The organism is Duganella sp. AC917 (assembly GCF_979258245.1).
The window spans coordinates 5,666,209-5,683,124 of the sequence record NZ_OZ409848.1; the positions used below are offsets into that span (position 1 = coordinate 5,666,209).

Annotated in this window: 12 protein-coding genes and 1 pseudogene; 4 read left to right on the plus strand and 9 right to left on the minus strand. The window is 65.6% G+C overall.

Annotated elements, in window-relative coordinates:
* Positions 1-195: 195 nt before the first annotated feature.
* From ACZ0BA_RS24775 to ACZ0BA_RS24805, 7 genes are all read right to left on the minus strand, one after another.
* On the minus strand, positions 196-996 hold the full coding sequence (locus ACZ0BA_RS24775; protein ID WP_463453795.1) for a spermine/spermidine synthase domain-containing protein: 801 nt from the start codon (positions 994-996) through the stop codon (positions 196-198).
* 9 nt (positions 997-1,005) lie between these two features.
* The gene (locus ACZ0BA_RS24780) at positions 1,006-2,334 is read right to left on the minus strand and encodes a sensor histidine kinase (RefSeq protein WP_463453796.1); all 1,329 of its coding nucleotides are present in this window, start codon (positions 2,332-2,334) and stop codon (positions 1,006-1,008) included.
* 53 nt (positions 2,335-2,387) lie between these two features.
* Positions 2,388-3,746 carry a sigma-54-dependent transcriptional regulator gene (locus ACZ0BA_RS24785; protein WP_463453797.1) on the minus strand — a complete coding sequence of 453 codons (1,359 nt, stop codon included), beginning with the start codon at positions 3,744-3,746 and terminating at the stop codon, positions 2,388-2,390.
* 61 nt (positions 3,747-3,807) lie between these two features.
* Complete coding sequence (locus ACZ0BA_RS24790; RefSeq protein WP_463453798.1) at positions 3,808-5,046, minus strand: ABC transporter permease; 1,239 nt, start codon at positions 5,044-5,046, stop codon at positions 3,808-3,810.
* Between the two features lie 11 nt (positions 5,047-5,057).
* A complete protein-coding gene (locus ACZ0BA_RS24795) occupies positions 5,058-6,374 on the minus strand; it encodes an ABC transporter permease (protein ID WP_463453799.1) in 1,317 nt (438 codons plus the stop codon).
* A gap of 10 nt (positions 6,375-6,384) precedes the next feature.
* Positions 6,385-7,122, minus strand: a complete 738-nt coding sequence (locus ACZ0BA_RS24800) for an ABC transporter ATP-binding protein (protein WP_463453800.1) — start codon at positions 7,120-7,122, stop codon at positions 6,385-6,387.
* Between the two features lie 31 nt (positions 7,123-7,153).
* Entirely contained in the window at positions 7,154-8,422 is a 1,269-nt protein-coding gene (locus tag ACZ0BA_RS24805; protein ID WP_463453801.1) for an efflux RND transporter periplasmic adaptor subunit, read from the minus strand.
* Positions 8,423-8,617: 195 nt separating this feature from the next.
* Here ACZ0BA_RS24805 and ACZ0BA_RS24810 point away from each other — a divergent pair, with 195 nt between their 5' ends.
* Positions 8,618-10,231 (plus strand): MutS-related protein, encoded by a 1,614-nt coding sequence (locus ACZ0BA_RS24810; RefSeq protein WP_463453802.1) that lies wholly within the window; start codon positions 8,618-8,620, stop codon positions 10,229-10,231.
* Here the strand turns inward: ACZ0BA_RS24810 and ACZ0BA_RS24815 are convergent.
* Positions 10,192-11,061, minus strand: coding sequence for an NmrA/HSCARG family protein (locus ACZ0BA_RS24815; RefSeq protein WP_463453803.1), 870 nt, complete (start codon positions 11,059-11,061; stop codon positions 10,192-10,194). The genes ACZ0BA_RS24810 and ACZ0BA_RS24815 overlap by 40 nt on opposite strands.
* A 119-nt stretch (positions 11,062-11,180) precedes the next feature.
* Between ACZ0BA_RS24815 and ACZ0BA_RS24820 the strand changes: the two are divergent.
* The 3 genes and pseudogenes from ACZ0BA_RS24820 (at position 11,181) to ACZ0BA_RS24830 (ending at position 14,919) form a co-directional block, all read left to right on the plus strand.
* A pseudogene (locus ACZ0BA_RS24820) lies at positions 11,181-12,094 on the plus strand (LysR family transcriptional regulator).
* Between the two features lie 114 nt (positions 12,095-12,208).
* On the plus strand, positions 12,209-13,816 hold the full coding sequence (locus ACZ0BA_RS24825; RefSeq protein ID WP_463453804.1) for a methyl-accepting chemotaxis protein: 1,608 nt from the start codon (positions 12,209-12,211) through the stop codon (positions 13,814-13,816).
* A gap of 146 nt (positions 13,817-13,962) precedes the next feature.
* Entirely contained in the window at positions 13,963-14,919 is a 957-nt protein-coding gene (locus tag ACZ0BA_RS24830) for a TIGR01777 family oxidoreductase (RefSeq protein ID WP_463453805.1), read from the plus strand.
* A gap of 32 nt (positions 14,920-14,951) precedes the next feature.
* Here ACZ0BA_RS24830 and ACZ0BA_RS24835 read toward each other — a convergent pair whose 3' ends face one another.
* The gene (locus tag ACZ0BA_RS24835; protein ID WP_463453806.1) at positions 14,952-16,661 is read right to left on the minus strand and encodes a phosphoethanolamine transferase; all 1,710 of its coding nucleotides are present in this window, start codon (positions 16,659-16,661) and stop codon (positions 14,952-14,954) included.
* Between the last annotated feature and the right edge of the window lie 255 nt (positions 16,662-16,916).

Sequence of the window (16,916 nt, forward strand, 5' to 3'; positions counted from 1 at the left end):
GCAGAATGTGTACGATTGTTAATATTGCTCGCGTTACCAACGGATGTGACGTAATCTGGCCGACGGCCCGGACATTACCCGCCGCAAAATGGTGCGAAACTGTGGCGCGCCTGCATCGGTATGAGGCGCTTGCATATCGATAGACGCAAAATGCGCTACGCCGGTGCGTCCTTCGACAGCGCGTTGACAGCCTGACTATTGCTGGTCCAGCATCCACCCTTTGAGACCATTGACCCACGATTTGGCGGGCAGGTTAAGCGTCTTTTTGATGGCGCCGGCGCGCTCGTACAGCACCGCGAAATCGATCACCGGCGACTGCTTGAACGCGATGACGACGATATTGGCGTCGTGGACCTCGGGCAGCCAGACCACGGCGTCGAACACCTGCTCCATGGTCTGCAAATTCTTGTCGTAGTTGGAAAAATCACCGAAGACGTTGGTGGTCATGATGCCGCCGTCGCGCAGGCAGTCGTGGCAGGCCTGGTAGAACTCGGGCGAGTCGAGCACCGGTCCGCGCGCCTCCTCGTCGTACAGGTCGACCTGCAGCACATCGACGGTGCCGTGGTTGGCCGGGTCGAGCACGAAGTCCATCGCGTTCATTTCGATCACATTCAGGCGCTCGTCGTTCGAGGGCAGGCCGAATTGCGCGTTGCAGACGGCGATGACGTTGGGATTGAGTTCGACCGCCGTCACGCGCGCCTGCGGCAGGCGGCGGTAGCAGAACTTGGTCAACGCCGCGCTGCCCAATCCCAGTTGGACGATGTGGCGCGGACTGTCGTTAAACAGTAGCCACATCATCATCATTTGCACGTATTCGAGCTCGATGTTGTCCGGCTTGGACAGGCGCATGGCGCCCTGCACCCAGGATGTGCCCAGGTGCAGGCTGCGCACGCCTTCGAATTCGGTGATGGTGGCCGGCGGATGGCCGGGCTGGTCGTAGCGCACGGCGCCGGGGGCGGACTTTGGGGCGGAATTGGAAGCAGGTTTGGCAGACATCCCGCCAGTTTAGCAGGCCAGCGGCAGCAGCATGGTCACCGCCAAGCCGCCGCCGTCGCGGTTGGCCAGGGTGATGCGCCCGCCGTGGGCCTCGGCGATCTCGCGCGCCAGCGCCAGGCCCAGGCCCGTGCCGCTGCGTTTGGTGGAGTAGAAGGGCACCAGCGCGTTGGTCAGCACGGTGTCGCTCATGCCGGGGCCCCGGTCCAGCACATCGATGCGCACCGCCTCGTGCAGGCGGCGCACTTCCAGCGCGACCTGGGCGGCCGGCGAGCCCGATTCGTGGGCGTTCTTGAGGAGGTTGAGCAGCGCCTGTTCCAGCTGCGCCGCGTCGAAGGCGCAGGGTTCGGCCGGCGGCTCGCCGGTCAGCGTGAACTCGACCTGCTGCGCCAGCCGCGCCAGGAACGCCGCCCAGTGCTGCGGTTCGAGCCGCGGCGTCGGCAGCTTGGCGAAGCGCGCGTAGCCGAGGATGAAGCTCTCCAGGTGGCGGGTGCGCTCCTCGATCGTTTCCAGGATCTGCGGCAGGCGTTCGGTCTGGCCGCGTCGCACCAGCTCCGCGCCGGAGTGGGCCAGCGATGTCAAAGGCGCGAGCGAATTGTTCAACTCATGGCTGATCACGCGGATCACCTTTTTCCACGTCTGTACTTCCTGACGGCGCAGCTCCATCGTCAATTGGCGCAGCAGCAGCAGTTCGTGCCGCCGCCCGTTCAGATTGAAGCTGCGGCGCGCCAGGTGGTAGACCTCTTCCTCGTCGATGTCGTCGACCCTGGCGCCATCCCTGGTGGTGAACAGGCCGTCGCCGCCGCGCGCCAGCGCTTCGACCAGCGCCGGCGAGGCTTGCGCCAGAACGTCGTCGAGGCGGTGGCCTTCCAGCTTGCGGCCCTCGTTGAGCAGCTGGCGGGCGGCGATGTTGGCATACACCACCGGGCCCGATTCGCTCACCAGCAGCATCGCCACCGGCGTGTTCTGCACCATGGTGTCGAGCAGCAGTTCGCGCTGCACCAGCTCGAGGCGCTGCTGGCGCAGCACGTCGCCCAGCGCGTTGTGCGCGGCCACCAGGTCGCTCAGTTCATCGTTCTGCGGCCAGTGCAGGCTGAAGGAAAAGTCGCCATCGCGGTAGCTGGTGACGGTGCCGGTCAGCGCGCGGAATAGCGACAGCATGTATTCAAGTTGCGAGCGGATCGTGATGATCGAGATCGGCAGTACGCACAGCAGGCACACCGCCAGCACCAGGCCCGGATTGTCGGGGAAGAAGCGGGTCAGGGCCAGCGCGATCAGGATGCCGACGGTGAGCAGGGTGCCGATCAGCGCCGTCCAGCGCGTGAGCAGCGAAAGACGCATGGCTCTGCGGCCCTGGCCTGATTGCTGGTCTTTCGACGCGGGCGTGGGAGACATCAGGGACGGGCGATGCCCAGCCGTTCCATGCGTCGGTACAGCGCCTGGCGCGACAGGCCCAATTCCGCCGCCGCCTGCGCCACCACGCCGCCGGCACGGCTCAGAGCCAGTCCGATGGCGTCGCGGTCGGGCTCCCGCACGCCTTCTTCCAGCGCGGTCGCGGCGGCCGCCGGCAGACCGAGGTCGCCGACCTTGATGGTGTCGCCCTGGGCCAGCAGGCCGGCGCGCGCCATGACGTTTTTCAGTTCGCGTACATTGCCGGGCCATGGGTGCGCGACCAGCGCCGCCTGCGCCGACGGGTGCAGCTGCAATGGTTGCTGGCGCTCCTGTTGCGTCGCCAGGAAGTGGCGCGCCAGCGGCAGGATATCGGCAGGGCGCCCGGACAGCGGCGGCAGCCGCAGCTCGATCACGTTGAGGCGGTAGAACAGGTCCTCGCGGAAGCTGCCGGCCCGGATCATCGCCTGCAGGTCGGCGTTGGTGGCGCTGACCACGCGCACCTTGACCTGGCGTTCGCGGTTGGAACCGAGGCGCTCGAAGCGCCCCGTCTCCAGTACGCGCAGCAGTTTCATTTGTCCGGCCAGCGGCAGGTTGCCGATTTCGTCGAGGAACAGGGTGCCGCCGTCGGCCGCCTCGAACTTGCCCTCGCGCGCCTTGGAGGCGCCGGTGTAGGCGCCGGCTTCCGCGCCGAACAACTCGGCCTCGATCAATTCGGCCGGCAGCGCGCCGCAGTTGAGCACCACGAACGGGCCGTCGCGCACCGAGGAATTGGCCTGGATGATGTTGGCGATGCATTCCTTGCCGGTGCCATTGGGGCCGGAAATCAGTACCGGCACGTCGGCGCGCGCGACCTGGCAGGCCAGATGCACCACGCGCTCGGTGGCCGGGTCCTGCCACACCATGCCGCGCAGGTCGTAGCCGCGTTCGAGCTCGCGCCGCTGGCGCAGCTCCGTTTGCAGCCGCTGGTGCAGCGCGCGCTTGGTCACGCCAAGTTCGATCAGGTTGTTGACTGTGGCGATCAGGCGGTTGTCGTCCCACGGCTTGGCCAGGTAGTCGGCGGCGCCGGCCTTGACCAGGTCGACCGCCGCGTCCAGATGGGTCCAGGCGGTCAGCAGGATCACCGGCAGGTCGGGGTGGCGCTCGCGGATGGCGCGGAACAGCGCCGTGCCTTCCTCGCCGGAGGTGGTGTCGGCGCTGAAGTTCATATCCTGGATCACCAGGTCGACCGGCTGGCGCGCCAGCAGCGCCAGGCCGGCTTCGGGCGAGGCGGCGCGCACCGCGTCGATGTCGTGCAGCGAGAACAGCACTTCGAGGGCGATGGCGACGGCCGCGTTGTCGTCGATGATTAGTACGGTAGGCATGGCGTTAGCATAACATTGTCGCGCCGTGCCGGGTGCCGCGATCTCCATCTTCCGGCCGCCGTCACGCGCTGCGGGTCGCCGTCGCCGGCGAGATGGTGGCGGCGCGCCACGCCGGCCCGTACACCGCCGCCACGCCCAGCGCCAGGAACACGCCGGCGCCGGCCAGCAGGTAGCCGGCCGGCAGGCGCGCCATTTCCAGTTTGCTCACCAATAGCTGGTTCAGGCCCAGCGCCAGCAGCACGCCGGCCGCCACGCCGGCGCTGGTGATCATGACGTTCTCCGTGACGAAGTAGCGCAGGATGTCGATCCGGCGGGCGCCAAGGGCGCGGCGCACGCCGATCTGCTTGCGCCGCTGCGTCACCCACAGGCTGGCCATGCCGACGATGCCGCTGGCGGTGATCAATAGCAGCAGCACGCTGACGGCCACCAGCATCCACGCCAGCGCGTTGTCGGCGCGGTAGCGGTCGGTGCGCATCTCCGTCATGGTCTTGATCTTGACGATCACCGGCATCGGCGAGGCCGCCCGCACCGCCGCCTCGGCCTCCTTGACGACGCGATCGAGCTGCCCCGGCTCGGCGCGCAGCGTGAAGTTGCTCGAGCCGCTGCCGCCAGTGCGGCGCACCGGCAGCAAGGTCGAGAACTCGCCGCCCTCCTTGATTGCCGCGTCCGGCGTTTGCAGTTTTTCCACCACGCCGACCACCCGCATCTCCCTAGAGTCGTTGCCACTGCCGTAGTAGAAGGTGCGGCCGACAAAGCCGCTCTGGCCCGGCCAGAGTTTTTCCGCCAGCGCACGGGTGACGATGCTGGTCTTCGGGAACTCGTTGCTGAGGTTTTCGTCGAGTTCCAACACGTCGCCCGGGACGAAGTCGCGGCCCTCGACCAGCCGCAGGCCCCAGGTCTTGACCAGCGAATCGGGGCCCATGTAGTTGGCCGTGGTGGCGCTGCTTTTGAGTTGCTTGCGGTCGGTCGACAAACTGCTGTAATTGCCGGAGCGTGACAGCGGCATCTGGTTGGTGATGGCCACCGACAGCACGCCTGGGACGGCGCGCAAGATGGCCGCCTCGGTGCGCTGGGCGGTCAGCTGCTCTTCATGGCCGCCGGGCTTCAGGTGGCGGATCTGCAGCGCGAATACGTCCTGCTCGTTGGCCAGGCCGCTTTCGCGCGCCGACACGGCCTGGCGCACCTGCACGATGTGCAGCGCATTGGCCAGGATGGCGAGGCTGAGCGCGACTTGCACGGCCACCAGGATAGGGCCGGTCTTGTTGCGCAACAGCGCGGAGAGAATCGGGCGAATTTCCATGAACGGCCTCCTTATTGGGATTTGAGTTGCAGCGCCGGCGTGACCTGGCAGGCGCGCCAGGTCGGCAGCAGGCCGGCCAGCACGGCCGACAGCACCGCCAGCGCGAAGGTGGTCAGCAACATGACCCAGTCCATGTGCGCCACCATGGTCAGCGCCTTGGACTGCATGGCGATCAGCGCCAGCGCGCCAAACGCCAGCAGCAGGCCGAGCGCGCCGCCGGCCAGGCCGACCACCGTGGTCTCGATCAGGAACTGGTGGAAGATCTCGCGGCGCGAGGCGCCCAGCGCGCGGCGGATGCCCACTTCGGCGGCGCGCACCGAGAACTTCGCCAGCAGCAGGCCGATGGTGTTGACCAGGCATAGCACCAGGAAGCCGAAAGCCAGCCAGGCCGACAGTTTGTTGTCGTTGCCGATCACTTTCAGGTGGTCGAGCCATTCGCGCACGTCGTACAGTTTGTTGGGGGCGTTGCGCTTGAGCCGTCCCAGTTTGCGCTGCTCGATGGCATAGCTGTCGAGGAAGCTTTGCAGTTCGGCGCGATCGCCGGCGCTGCGGGTCTCGAACCAGAACTGGATCCACGTGCATTCGGAGCCGAGGAAGGCCTGGAAGCCGGGGCCGAAATCGTCGCTGCAGCTGGTGTTGCCGTTTTGTTGGATCTCGTGGCGCACCGCCGTCGAGAAGGGGATGAAGAAATCGTCCTCGTCGCTGAAGGCGCCGTCGTTGTCGCCGATGACGCGGTGGAAGCGCGGGATGACGTTCCAGGTGTCGAGCACACCGACGATCTGATACTGGAAGCCGGCGAAGGTCATGCGCTGGCCGACCGGATCGGCGTCGCCGTACAGTTTTTCGGACAGCTTGCGGCTCAAGACCACGACGTCGGCGCCGGCCTTGTCGTCGGCCGGGCTCCAACCCTGTCCGTGCAGGAAGGGGGCATCGAACATGTTGAAGAAGTCACCGCCGGGCGCCAGGCCGCTGGCGCTGAACACGCTGACGTCCTTGCGGGCCGGCTCGATCGGTCCGGCGACGCCGTAAATCGCCGTGCGGCGCTCGCCGGCTTTGCTGCGCAGCAGATTGGTGGCGTCGCGGTAGCTGATCTGGTTGTCGTTGGGCTCATCGCCTGGCGACCAGCCTTCCAGCGGGCCGTTGTCGATCAGCGGCACGAACAGGCGGTCGCTCTTGTTGGGGATCGGATCGCCCGACATCACGTGCAAAATGGTGAGCGTGGCGATGCTGGCGGCCACGCCGATGGCCAGGGTCAGCACCATCAGCGCGGTCAGCGCCGGATTGCGGCGCAGGCTGCGCAGGCCAAGCATGAAATAGTACTGGAGCATGCTGGCCTCCTCAGGCGACGTGCGACTTGCCGTCGGCGCCGGCCGTGGCGTGGTTGGCGTCGAACAGCGACGGCGCCTTGCGCACCAGGTCCGACACCTGGCCGTCGATGATGTGGACATTGCGCTGCGAGCGCACCGCCAGTTCCGGATCGTGGGTCACCATCAGGATGGTGGTGCCCTGGGCGTTGATCTCCTCGAGCAGTTCCATCACGCCGCGCGCCATCTGCGTATCGAGGTTGCCGGTCGGTTCATCGGCCAGCAGCAGCTTGGGCGAGCCGGCCAGCGCGCGCGCGATCGCCACGCGCTGTTGCTGGCCGCCGGACAGTTCGGCCGGATAGTGCTTCATGCGCGAGGCCAGACCGACCTTGGCCAGCGCGTCCTCGATGCGTTCCTTGCGCTCGGCGGCGTTGAAGCCCCGGTAGCGCAGCGGCACGTCGACGTTGTCGAACAACGACAGGTCCGGTATCAGGTTGAAGCCCTGGAAGATGAAGCCGAGTTTTTCGTTGCGCAGGCGCGAGCGGGCGTTGTCGTCCATGCCCTTGACGTTGATGCCATCGAGGATGTACTCGCCGTCGGTGAATTCCTCGAGCAGGCCGGCGATGTTGAGGAAACTGGTCTTGCCGGAGCCGGACGGCCCGGTGACGGTGACGAACTCGCCCTGCTTGACGTTGATCTCGAAGCCGCGCAGCGCGTGGGTTTCGATCATGTGGGTGCGATAGACTTTGCTCAGGTTTTGCATGCGCAGCATAATGGATTCCTTCGGACTGGGTTCGGACAAATTAGTTGTTAATCGAGACGCGCGGGGCGTTCTCGAACGTTTCGCTGCCGGCGATGACGATCTTGTCGCCTTGTTTCAGGCCATCGAGAATCTCCACGGCGGAGACGCTGGTGGCGCCCATCTTGATCGGGGTGCGGATGGCGATGCCGTCGCGGACGACATAGGCGAAACGGCCTCCTTCGGATTCGACGAACGGGCCGCGCTGCACCATCAGCGTGTTGGGTTTTTCGTCGATCAGCAGGCGCGCGGTGACGCGCTGGTTCTGGCGCAGGCCGGCCGGCTGGGCGCCGTTGAAGCGCACCCGCGCCAGCACCTGGTTCTTGACCACCTCCGGCGACAGCGCCGACAGCTTGCCGCTGGCCGTGCCGGTGCCGACGTTGATCTCGGCGCCCATGCCCAGGCCGATGTCGGCGACGTAGGTCTCGGGCACTTCCAGCTCCACTTCCAGCTTGGACAGGTCGACCAGCGTCATAAGAGGGGTGTTGAGCGGCACCACGCTGCGGTTGGCCACCGACAGCGTGCCGATGAAACCGTCGACCGGCGCGCGCACCGTCAGCTCGTCGACGCGGCGCTGGGCGTTCGACAGCACCATGCGCTGCTGCTCCAGCTGCTTGACCTTGGAGGTCAGTTCCAGCGCGACGTTGTCGCTTTCCAGTTCGGCCGCCTGGCGCGCATGGCGGGCACGGATCTCGGCCGAGTTCAACGCGTCCTTGGCTTTCTGGTAGTCGATCTTGGCGACGATGCCGTCGTTGGCCACGGCGTCGTAGCGCTCGAGCGTTCGCTGGGCCGACAGGCGGTCGATTTCGGCGGTGTCTGCATCGCGCCGGGCCAGCAGCTTTTGTTTGCGGGCCAGGATTTTCTGGCGCTCGACGTCGGCCTCGATCTGCGCGTAGGCCGATTGTTCGCGTTTAAGCGCGTCCGACAGGTCGGGCGATTCCAGCACCGCCAGCACGTCGCCTTTTTTAACGGTGTCGCCGGCGGCCGCTTTGAGCGTGACGGTGGCGGCGGACGTCGAGTACAAGGTGGGGCTGATGGCGGCGACGATGCGGCCGTTGACGGCGGCGTCGCGGATCAGCGTTCCGCGCGTGACTTCCGCGATGCGCAGGCGCGAGATGTTGACCGAGTGGTCGCTGCCGCGCCAGGTGTGGAACAGCGAGTATGCCACCGCCAGCACGGCGAGGGTGCCGGCGGCGATGACGAGGCGGCGCTTGGCCGTTTGGCCCTTGGGGGCGGCGATGACGGCGTCTTGGCTGGAGGTGTCGCGGATCATGGTGTTTATCGAGAAAAAGATATCCGAGGCTTTGCACGATTCGTGCCACTTCGTAAGTGCTTGAATTTGAAAGGTTTCCTGATCGCCTGTCCGCTGTCCGGGTGTCCGCCGTTGTCCGTTGTCGCGTCCGGCCGGGTTGATATTTTGCCAATTGGAATCATATGCCGCTCTGGCTCAACCAGAATTTTCAACTTCATGACATTGATCGACAGGCTTACCCGCCTCCTGCTGCCCGCCATGCCGGCAAGCGATATCGGCGACTTTCCGTTCGTCGCCAGCGATGTGGCGCTGTACCGGCGCACGCTGGACCGCGACGGCGGCGTGCTCGATGCGCAGACCTGGGACGATATGCTGCTGCCGCAATACAGCGCGCAGCTGGCGCGCGGCACCAGCATCCTCGGGCAGCAGGAGCTGCACCGCCGGCTGCACGCGCCGGCCGATGGCGGCGATCAGGTGTCCGCGTCCGCCGCCCGGGTGCGGACGTTGGTGGACGACGTCGAACAGCGGCGCCAATTGCTGACGGCCTGCGAGGGGCTGCGCCGCGCCGACCGGGAAGTCAGCGAGGCCTTGTTCGGGCCCGAGCCGGCGCCCACGCCGCGCTGGGCCGGCTGGCTGCCATGGCTGCCGGTGGCGTTTTTGCTGTCGGCCGTGCTGGCGCTGGTGAGCGGCTTTTTGCCGCTGTGGGGCGTGACACTCGGATTGTGGTTGTCGCTGTCGCTGGTGCAGATGCGCTTTGGCGAGGCGGCGGCGGAATGGGGACGCATCCTCGCGACGCTGCAGCAGATGCTGCGCGCGCATACGCTGCTGTCTAAAGTCGACCGTCCGCCGACGGCGGACCTGCGCGACGACGCGGCCTTCGCCGGCAAGATCAATCGCGGCATCGGCCGCTCGCCGATGGCCATCCTGCCGGGCGTGCGCGAATACGCCGACTGGCTCTGGCTGATGAACATCCGCCACTACTTCAACAGCCGCGAAGTGGTGCGCGCCAACCGCGATGTGCTGCGCGCGAGTTTTCAGCGGGTCGCGGCGCTGGAGGCGGATCTGGCGCTGGCGCGGCACTTGGCGGACACGCCACGATATTGCTGGGCCGAGCAGGGACAAGACGTGGCGCTGGCGCACGCGGTGCATCCGCTGCTGGCCGAGCCGGCGCCGTTGTCATTTGCGCTGGAGCGGCAGGGCGCGTTCATCTCCGGCCAGAACGGCATCGGTAAAAGTACCTTGCTGCGTACTGTGGGGTTGAATCTGATCGTGGCCCGCGCCTTCGGTTTCTGCTACGCCGACAGCGCCGTCACGCCGTCGCTGCCGGTCTACTCCAGCATGCAGAACGAGGATGCGCTCGACGGCGGCGAGAGCCTGTACATCGCCGAGCTGCGGCGCGCGCGCGAGCTGCTGGCGCTGGCCGGGCAGGCGCCGGCGATCTTCATCATCGATGAGATTTTCCGGGGCACCAACCATCTGGAATCGATATCGGCCGCCGCCGCCGTGCTGCATACCTTGTCGGCGTCGGGCCGGGTGATCGTCTCGTCGCACAACCTGGTGCTGGCGCCTTTGCTGCGCGAGACGCTGTCGCCGTGGTGCGTCAGCCGCGTGGGCGGACGCCTGTTGCTGGCGCCCGGCGTGCTGAAGGAAACCAACGGTATCGCACTGCTGGCCGCGCGCGGCTTCGATGCCGACATCTCGGCCAAGGCCAACCGCGTGTACGACTGGCTCAGCGACTACATGGCCCACCCGGCGGACTCCGAGTCGGTGCTCGCCGGGCCCTGTCACACTCAGGCCGCGCTGGCGACTTCCGAAGCGAAGTCGCGGTAAGAGCGCAGCGGACGGCCCAGCAGCTTGGTAAGGCGCTCGACATCGCCGGCCTCGGGGACCATGCCCTCGGTGAGGAAGCGCTCGCTCATCAGGCGCATGTCGTAAGCCATCCAGCTTGGCATGAACTGGCGCAGGTTCTTTTCGAAGCCTGCGGTGTCATCGCCCGGATAGGTGACGGGACGGCCCAGTACTTCCGTCCAGATCGCGGCGATCGCGGGACCGGTGAGCGTGTCGGGACCGACCAGGTTGATGCGCTCGATCGGCAACGGCGTTGCCGACTGCTCGCGACGCACCAGTTCGATGGCTGCGACCTCGGCGATGTCGCTCGTATCGACCATCGCCAGGCCTTTGCTGCCGACCGGCATAGGATAGATGTTGTATCCGGTCACCACGTCCTTGACGGTCAGATCATTATTGATGAAATAGGCCGGACGCAGGATGGTGGCGTTCAGGCCCATCTGCTCGATCATCCGCTCGACGCCGAACTTGCCCGAGAAATGCGGCACGTTCAGATACCGGTCGCTGTGCAGCACCGACAGATAGACGATGCGCTCGATGCCCGCCTCACGGGCGAGGTTGAGGGCGATCAGCGCCTGGGTGTATTCGTCCGGCGTGACCGCGTTGAGCAGGAACAGCGTCGAGACGCCCGAATAGGCGCTGCGCAGCGAGTCGACGTCCATCAGGTCGCCTTTGACGACGTCGACGCCCGGCGGGAAATCGGCTTTAGAGGGATCGCGCACCAGCGCACGCACACTGGCGCCGCGCTTGACGAGTTGTTCCACCACTTGGCGGCCGACATTGCCGGTAGATCCGGTGACGAGTATGGTCATGATAAATCCTTCAGTTGGTTTGTGGGGCGCAAGGCCTGCGCAGAAACCCAGAATAAGGTGTTTCAAATTAATTGAATAGACCATAAAATCGAGACATATCGTATCAATATTGAGACACTATGGATTTCAATGCGCTGGGAGATTTTCAGCTGGTGGCCGTCCACGGCGGCTTCGGCAAGGCCAGCCGGGCCAGTGGCCGGTCCAAGGCGACGCTGTCGCGGCGCGTGGCAGAGCTTGAACAGGCGCTGGGGATACGGCTCATCGAGCGCGGTGCGCAGCGCCTGGAGTTGACCGAGGCGGGTCAGATGTTGCTGCGCCGAACGGAAGGGCCGATGCACGAGGTCGCGGAAGCGGTGGCTGCGGCGCGGACAGCCTTGCCACGCCGCGCGGCGTACTGCGGATCTCGGCGCCGTTGTTGTTTTCGCAAATGGCGCTGGGCGGCATTGCCGCGCGCTTTCTGGCCAGCTACCCGGCGGTGCAGATCGAGGCCGTGGCGGAGGACCGGGTCGTCAATCTGGTCGACGAGCATTTCGATGTCTCGATCCGGATCAATCCGCCTTCCGACACCACCTTGGTCGGCCGTTGTTTTGCCCGGGACAGACTGATTCTTGCCGCTGCGCCATCGGTCAGCAGGCCGGCGGCGGGCGGCGGCTCCCCCGTGCCGGTCGCGGCCGTGGTCACGCCAAGCTACCGTGACGGCGATGTCTGGTCCGTCAGCGGCGGCCGGCTCACCGTCGCGCCACAGCCTGTGCTGCGGGCGTCGTCGCTGTTGATGGCGCGCGACGCCATCGCCGCCGGCGCCGGCGCGGCATTGCTGCCGCGATCGATCATCGGCAACCTGCTGGAACAAGGAGTGCTGGTGTCCTGGGGCAGTGCCGACGACGAAGTCGAATTGTGGGTGTTGCACACGTCACGTCGGCTGCAGAGCCCGAAAGTGCGGGCGTTCGTGGAATTCATGTGCAGCCAGTACCCCGATGGATCTTTCAACGTGCCTAATCCTTCAGCAGGTCGCCCGAATACCACATTTCCCTAGTTAAACTTGCCGGGCAGATCGCATTTTTCATCGCTTGATTGTCACTTTGTTGGTATATTCGGGATTCACATTATTGCCAAAGGGCAATGAGAATTCGATGAATGCGGGGAAAAGATGAACAACGTGACTGTGCGGGCAAGTTTGATGGGTGTGCTGCTGTTATTTGCCGGCATGCTGCTGGTCGGGGCGGGCCTGGGTATTTATGCGTTGAAGCAGTCCAACGAGGCGATCGCGACGGTGCATCAGATCAGCTCGCAGGTGATCGTTATCAATGATGCCTACAAGGACACCACCCGCACCCGTTCGGCGCTGACGCGCGCCTACACCACCGTCAAGGACGGCGGCAGCAAGGAAGACCGCGACTCCGCGCTGGGCAACGCTAAAAAATCCTATCAGCGCACGCTGGACTTCATCGACAAGTATGAAAAGGCGCCCGCCTATCCGGGCCAGGACGCGCAGATGAAAGCCAGCCTGATCGAGGCCGGCCGCGCCCAGTCCCGCGTGCTCGAGCGCGCAGCCGCCGCGCTGGCGGCGAACGATACCGACGCCTACACCACGATCAACACCAAAGAACTGACGCCGACCGGCGCCGCCTTCTCGTCCCAGCTGGAGAAGTATCAGAAACTCAGCGACGAACAAATCAACGAGCTGATGGCCGCCGGCGCCAGCGCGTACAAACTGGTCATGTGGCTGGTCGCGCTTGGCCTGGCCGCCGCGCTGGCGCTGGTGGTCGGCGTGCACCTGCTGCTCAAGTCGGTGGTGCTGGTTCCGCTAGAGCGTGCCGTGGCGCTGCTCGACCAGGTCGCGCATGGCGACCTGACCGCGCACATCGAGCAATCCGGCGACAACGAGATCCAGCGGCTGCTGGGGGCGATCCGTCGCATGCAGCAGGACCTGCTGTCGACCGTGTCGCGGGTGCGGCGTGGCGCCGAGGTGATCAACATCGGCTCGCAGGAGCTGGCCGCCGGCAACATGGAACTGTCGTCGCGGACCGAGACCCAGGCCAGCTCGCTCGAGGAGACCGCCGCGTCGATCGAAGAGCTCACCAGCACCGTCAGGCAGAATTCGGAAAACGCGCAGCACGCGCACGCGCTGGTGTCGGACGCCTCCAGCACTGCCGCCCAGGGCGGCGAGGTGATGCATCAAGTGGTCACGACCATGAACGACATCAACGAATCGTCGCGCAAGATCGTCGATATCACCGGCGTCATCGACGGCATCGCCTTCCAGACCAACATCCTGGCGCTGAACGCGGCGGTCGAGGCCGCCCGTGCCGGCGAGCAGGGACGCGGCTTTGCCGTGGTCGCCAGCGAGGTGCGCAACCTGGCGCAACGCTCGGCCGCCGCCGCCAAGGAAATCAAACTGCTGATCGATAAGTCGGTGGAGAAGATCCAGCTCGGCACCGATCTGGTCGAGCGCGCCGGCACCACGATGAACACGCTGGTCGGCAACGTCCATCAGGTGACGCAGATCGTCGGCGAAATCGCCGTCGCCAGCCGCGAACAGAGCGAGGGCATCGACCAGGTCAACCAGGCGATCGCGCAGATGGACCAGGTCACGCAGCAAAACGCCGCGCTGGTGGAGGAGGCCGCCGCCGCCACGCAATCGCTGCAGGACCAGGCCGGCGAGCTGGCGCAGACGGTCAGTATCTTCAAGATCGACGCCGGTGGCGTGCCGGCACGTGCTACCGGCGCAGCCGGACGGCGGCTGGCGCTGGCGTGACCCGTGTTTGTCGCGGCCGGGCGCGATGTCTGCTTGACATGGCGCCTGGGGAATTCCATTATTTCTAAAGTGACAGAAATGAAGCAATTCCATCATCCTCGCGCCGACAGGACGTGTGGTGAATCTTCCACCCACAAGGCGACCGCATGACCATAAGCTCCCAAGACAACACCGTTCATACCGCCACGCGCTTCGGCGACGCGCCGCGCAACTTCCTGGTGACCGGCGCCACCGGCTTTATCGGGCAACTGCTGGTGAAAGCGTTACTGGCCGACGGCCGCCGCGTCACCGTCCTCAGCCGGGACCCGCAGCGGGCCACGGCGCTGTTCGACGGGCGGGTCGAGTGCGTCGGCGCCATGGACGAGTTGCCGCTGTCGCGGGTGTTTGACGTGATCGTCAATCTGGCCGGCGCGCGCATCCTCGGCTGGCGCTGGACGGCGGGGCGGCTGGCGACCTTGCGCGCCAGCCGTGTCGGCCTCACGCAAAAGCTGGTCGACTGGATCGCCGCCGCCGGGCATAAGCCGGCGCTGTTGTTGTCTGCGTCGGCCATCGGTTACTACGGCATTCAGAAGCGCGGGGACGACACGGCGCTGACCGAGAAGGACGGCCCGCAGCCGATGTTGATGTCCGATCTCTGCCGTGAGTGGGAGCAGGCCGCGCAGGGAGCGGCGGCACACGGCGTACGCGTGGCGCGCATGCGTTTCGGACTGGTGCTGGGCACGCAGGGCGCGCTGCCGGCGATGCTGCTGCCGATCAAGCTCGGGCTGGGCGGTCCGCTGGGCGGCGGTACGCAGTGGCTGTCGTGGATACACGTCGACGACCTGATCGCCGGCATCGCCCATTTGTGCCGTGGCGACGCGGATGGCGCCTACAACTTCACCGCGCCGGAGGTGGTCCGCCAGGCGCAATTCAGCCGCGTGGCGGCGATGGTGCTCAGGCGGCCCTTCGGCTTCCCGACGCCGGGCTGGCCGATGCGGCTGGCGCTGGGCGAGCAGGCCGATCTGCTGCTCGAGGGGCAACGTGTCGTCCCCGAGCGGCTAATGGCTGAAGGCTTCGTGTTCCGCCACCCAAGCCTGGACGGTGCCCTGCGCAGCCTGGTCTGATTTCAATCCGCAGTTGCCCGCAGTGCGGGAGCTCATTTCTCTTGCTTCAGCGGCTTGCCCTTGTCCATCACCTCGCGGCAGTCGCCCTTGAAGCTGGCGTTGTCGTAGTTGCTCCAGCCGTAGCTGTCGACGTAGCGCTTGTGCGGCTTGAAACGCTTGTTGATGAAGCTCCATTCCAGCCGCTCGTCCGCATATTGAATGTCGCCCAGGTCCAGCAGGGTGTGGAAGATGTTTTCCGTCGCCAGGCGGGCTTTGCGGTGGCGCAGCAGTTGAGCGACCTTGCCCGGGTAGCGCTCCTTGTATTCGTCCGAATACCAGACCAGCGCCGGCACGTGGAATTCGTACTGCGTGTTGTGGCCATGGAAGGCGAGGTTGCAGCTGCCGTCATATAAAGTCTGGCCGTGGTCGGCGACGTACATCATCGACGTCAGCTGCGCCGTGTCCTTGAGCTGGCCGATCACCTGCGCCAGGAACCAGTCCGTGTACAGGATCGAGTTGTCGTAGCTGTTGTTCATCTCCGGCTTGATCTTGATGTCGGTGTGCACCGGCTTGTCGACGCCGTACAGCGACGGTTGCCATTTGTCGAAATCCTTGGGGTAGCGCTGGCTGTAGTTCCAGTGGCTGCCCAGGGTGTGCAGCACGATCAGCTTTTTCGGCGCCGGGTCGGCGATTGCGTGGCGCAAGGGTTCGAGCAGGACCTGGTCGAGGTTGGAGCGGCTTTTGTAGTCGCCCAGGTTCATGAACTGAATCACGTTCGCTTCCTTGGCGAACACCGATACCGGCGTGTCGAACTCGCCGAACGAGATCTGGTTCGACAGCCACCAGGTCTTGAAGCCGGCCTCCTTGTAGGCGGTGAGGAAGGATTTCTCCGAGAAGCCTTCCTTGAGGCTTTGCATGGCCGGCTTGCGCGAGATGATGACCGGGATCGACAGCCGCGTCGCCGACACCGCCGTGATGACGTCGCTCAGCGTCACCAGGTTCGGTTCCTGGCGCAGCAGCGGCGTGGTGTCGCGCGCGTAGCCGTTGATGCCCCAGCGGTCGTAGCGCGACGATTCGCCCAGCACCATGATGACGATTTCCGGCCGCTCGTTGGGCTCCGGCTGGTGCGCCTGGAACCGGAAGGCGCTGCTGCGCTCGCCCAGGCGCGTCAGGTAGACGCGCTCCTTGTAAAAGTCCAGCCCGCGCGCCGGCAAACCAAGCGGCCAGGACGAGGCGAAGTCGCCAGAACCGAGCGGCGAGCGTCCGGTGGCGGCCAATGCGGCCAACACCACTAATATAGAGAGCGCAATCCAGCGGCTGCGGCCGCGCCACGCCAGCGCCGGACTGCGCTGCGCGGCCAGCTGCAGCGCCACCCACCAGCCGAGCACGGCGGCCATGACCGCCGCCATCCACCAGATTTTGTTGCCGAGAAATTCCATCGCCTCCTTGGGACTGCTCTCGGCGATGATGCCCAGGTGGTGGGTGGAGATGCCCTGGCCGTAGTACATAAATAGATATGTCTCGGTCGGCAGCGCCAGCAGCGCCGGCAGCAGCAGCCAGTGGAACCACGCGGGGCGCTGGAACACGGCCCACACCGCCACCCAGGCCAGCACTTCGGCGGCGAGGATGCGGCCCAGGTCCGGCACCGGCCGCCCCAGCAACAACGGCACGCACGGCACCAGCGACAACAGCAGGTAGCTGGCCAGCACGAACAGCGCGGCCGGTGACAGGGACGGGGACGGTACGGAGAAGAGGCGGCGCATTCCAGAGGCAAGATGTGTTAATGTTTGCCATTATCAGCCGTTTTCTTGCTTCCAGGCCAGTTTTTACCGGTCTGTCACATCGCATGTTGCCGCGAAAAAGTTTGACTGGTCACCCGATCACGTCTATACTCGCGAGTTCTCCATTTAGTCTGCGCATCGTATACGCTGTTTCGGGCCGCTCCCTGCGAGTGGCTATTCGCGCCTCCGCTGCACATTAGATCGGGACTAGGTTTTAGTCCCCGGACATGTTGTCCG

Coding starts and splice junctions, on each gene's coding strand:
- ACZ0BA_RS24775 (WP_463453795.1), bottom strand. CDS start 996: ATGTCTGCCAAACCTGCTTCCAATTCCGCCCCAAAGTCCGCCCCCGGC.
- ACZ0BA_RS24780 (WP_463453796.1), bottom strand. CDS start 2,334: ATGCGTCTTTCGCTGCTCACGCGCTGGACGGCGCTGATCGGCACCCTG.
- ACZ0BA_RS24785 (WP_463453797.1), bottom strand. CDS start 3,746: ATGCCTACCGTACTAATCATCGACGACAACGCGGCCGTCGCCATCGCC.
- ACZ0BA_RS24790 (WP_463453798.1), bottom strand. CDS start 5,046: ATGGAAATTCGCCCGATTCTCTCCGCGCTGTTGCGCAACAAGACCGGC.
- ACZ0BA_RS24795 (WP_463453799.1), bottom strand. CDS start 6,374: ATGCTCCAGTACTATTTCATGCTTGGCCTGCGCAGCCTGCGCCGCAAT.
- ACZ0BA_RS24800 (WP_463453800.1), bottom strand. CDS start 7,122: ATGCTGCGCATGCAAAACCTGAGCAAAGTCTATCGCACCCACATGATC.
- ACZ0BA_RS24805 (WP_463453801.1), bottom strand. CDS start 8,422: ATGATCCGCGACACCTCCAGCCAAGACGCCGTCATCGCCGCCCCCAAG.
- ACZ0BA_RS24810 (WP_463453802.1), top strand. CDS start 8,618: ATGACATTGATCGACAGGCTTACCCGCCTCCTGCTGCCCGCCATGCCG.
- ACZ0BA_RS24815 (WP_463453803.1), bottom strand. CDS start 11,061: ATGACCATACTCGTCACCGGATCTACCGGCAATGTCGGCCGCCAAGTG.
- ACZ0BA_RS24825 (WP_463453804.1), top strand. CDS start 12,209: ATGAACAACGTGACTGTGCGGGCAAGTTTGATGGGTGTGCTGCTGTTA.
- ACZ0BA_RS24830 (WP_463453805.1), top strand. CDS start 13,963: ATGACCATAAGCTCCCAAGACAACACCGTTCATACCGCCACGCGCTTC.
- ACZ0BA_RS24835 (WP_463453806.1), bottom strand. CDS start 16,661: ATGCGCCGCCTCTTCTCCGTACCGTCCCCGTCCCTGTCACCGGCCGCG.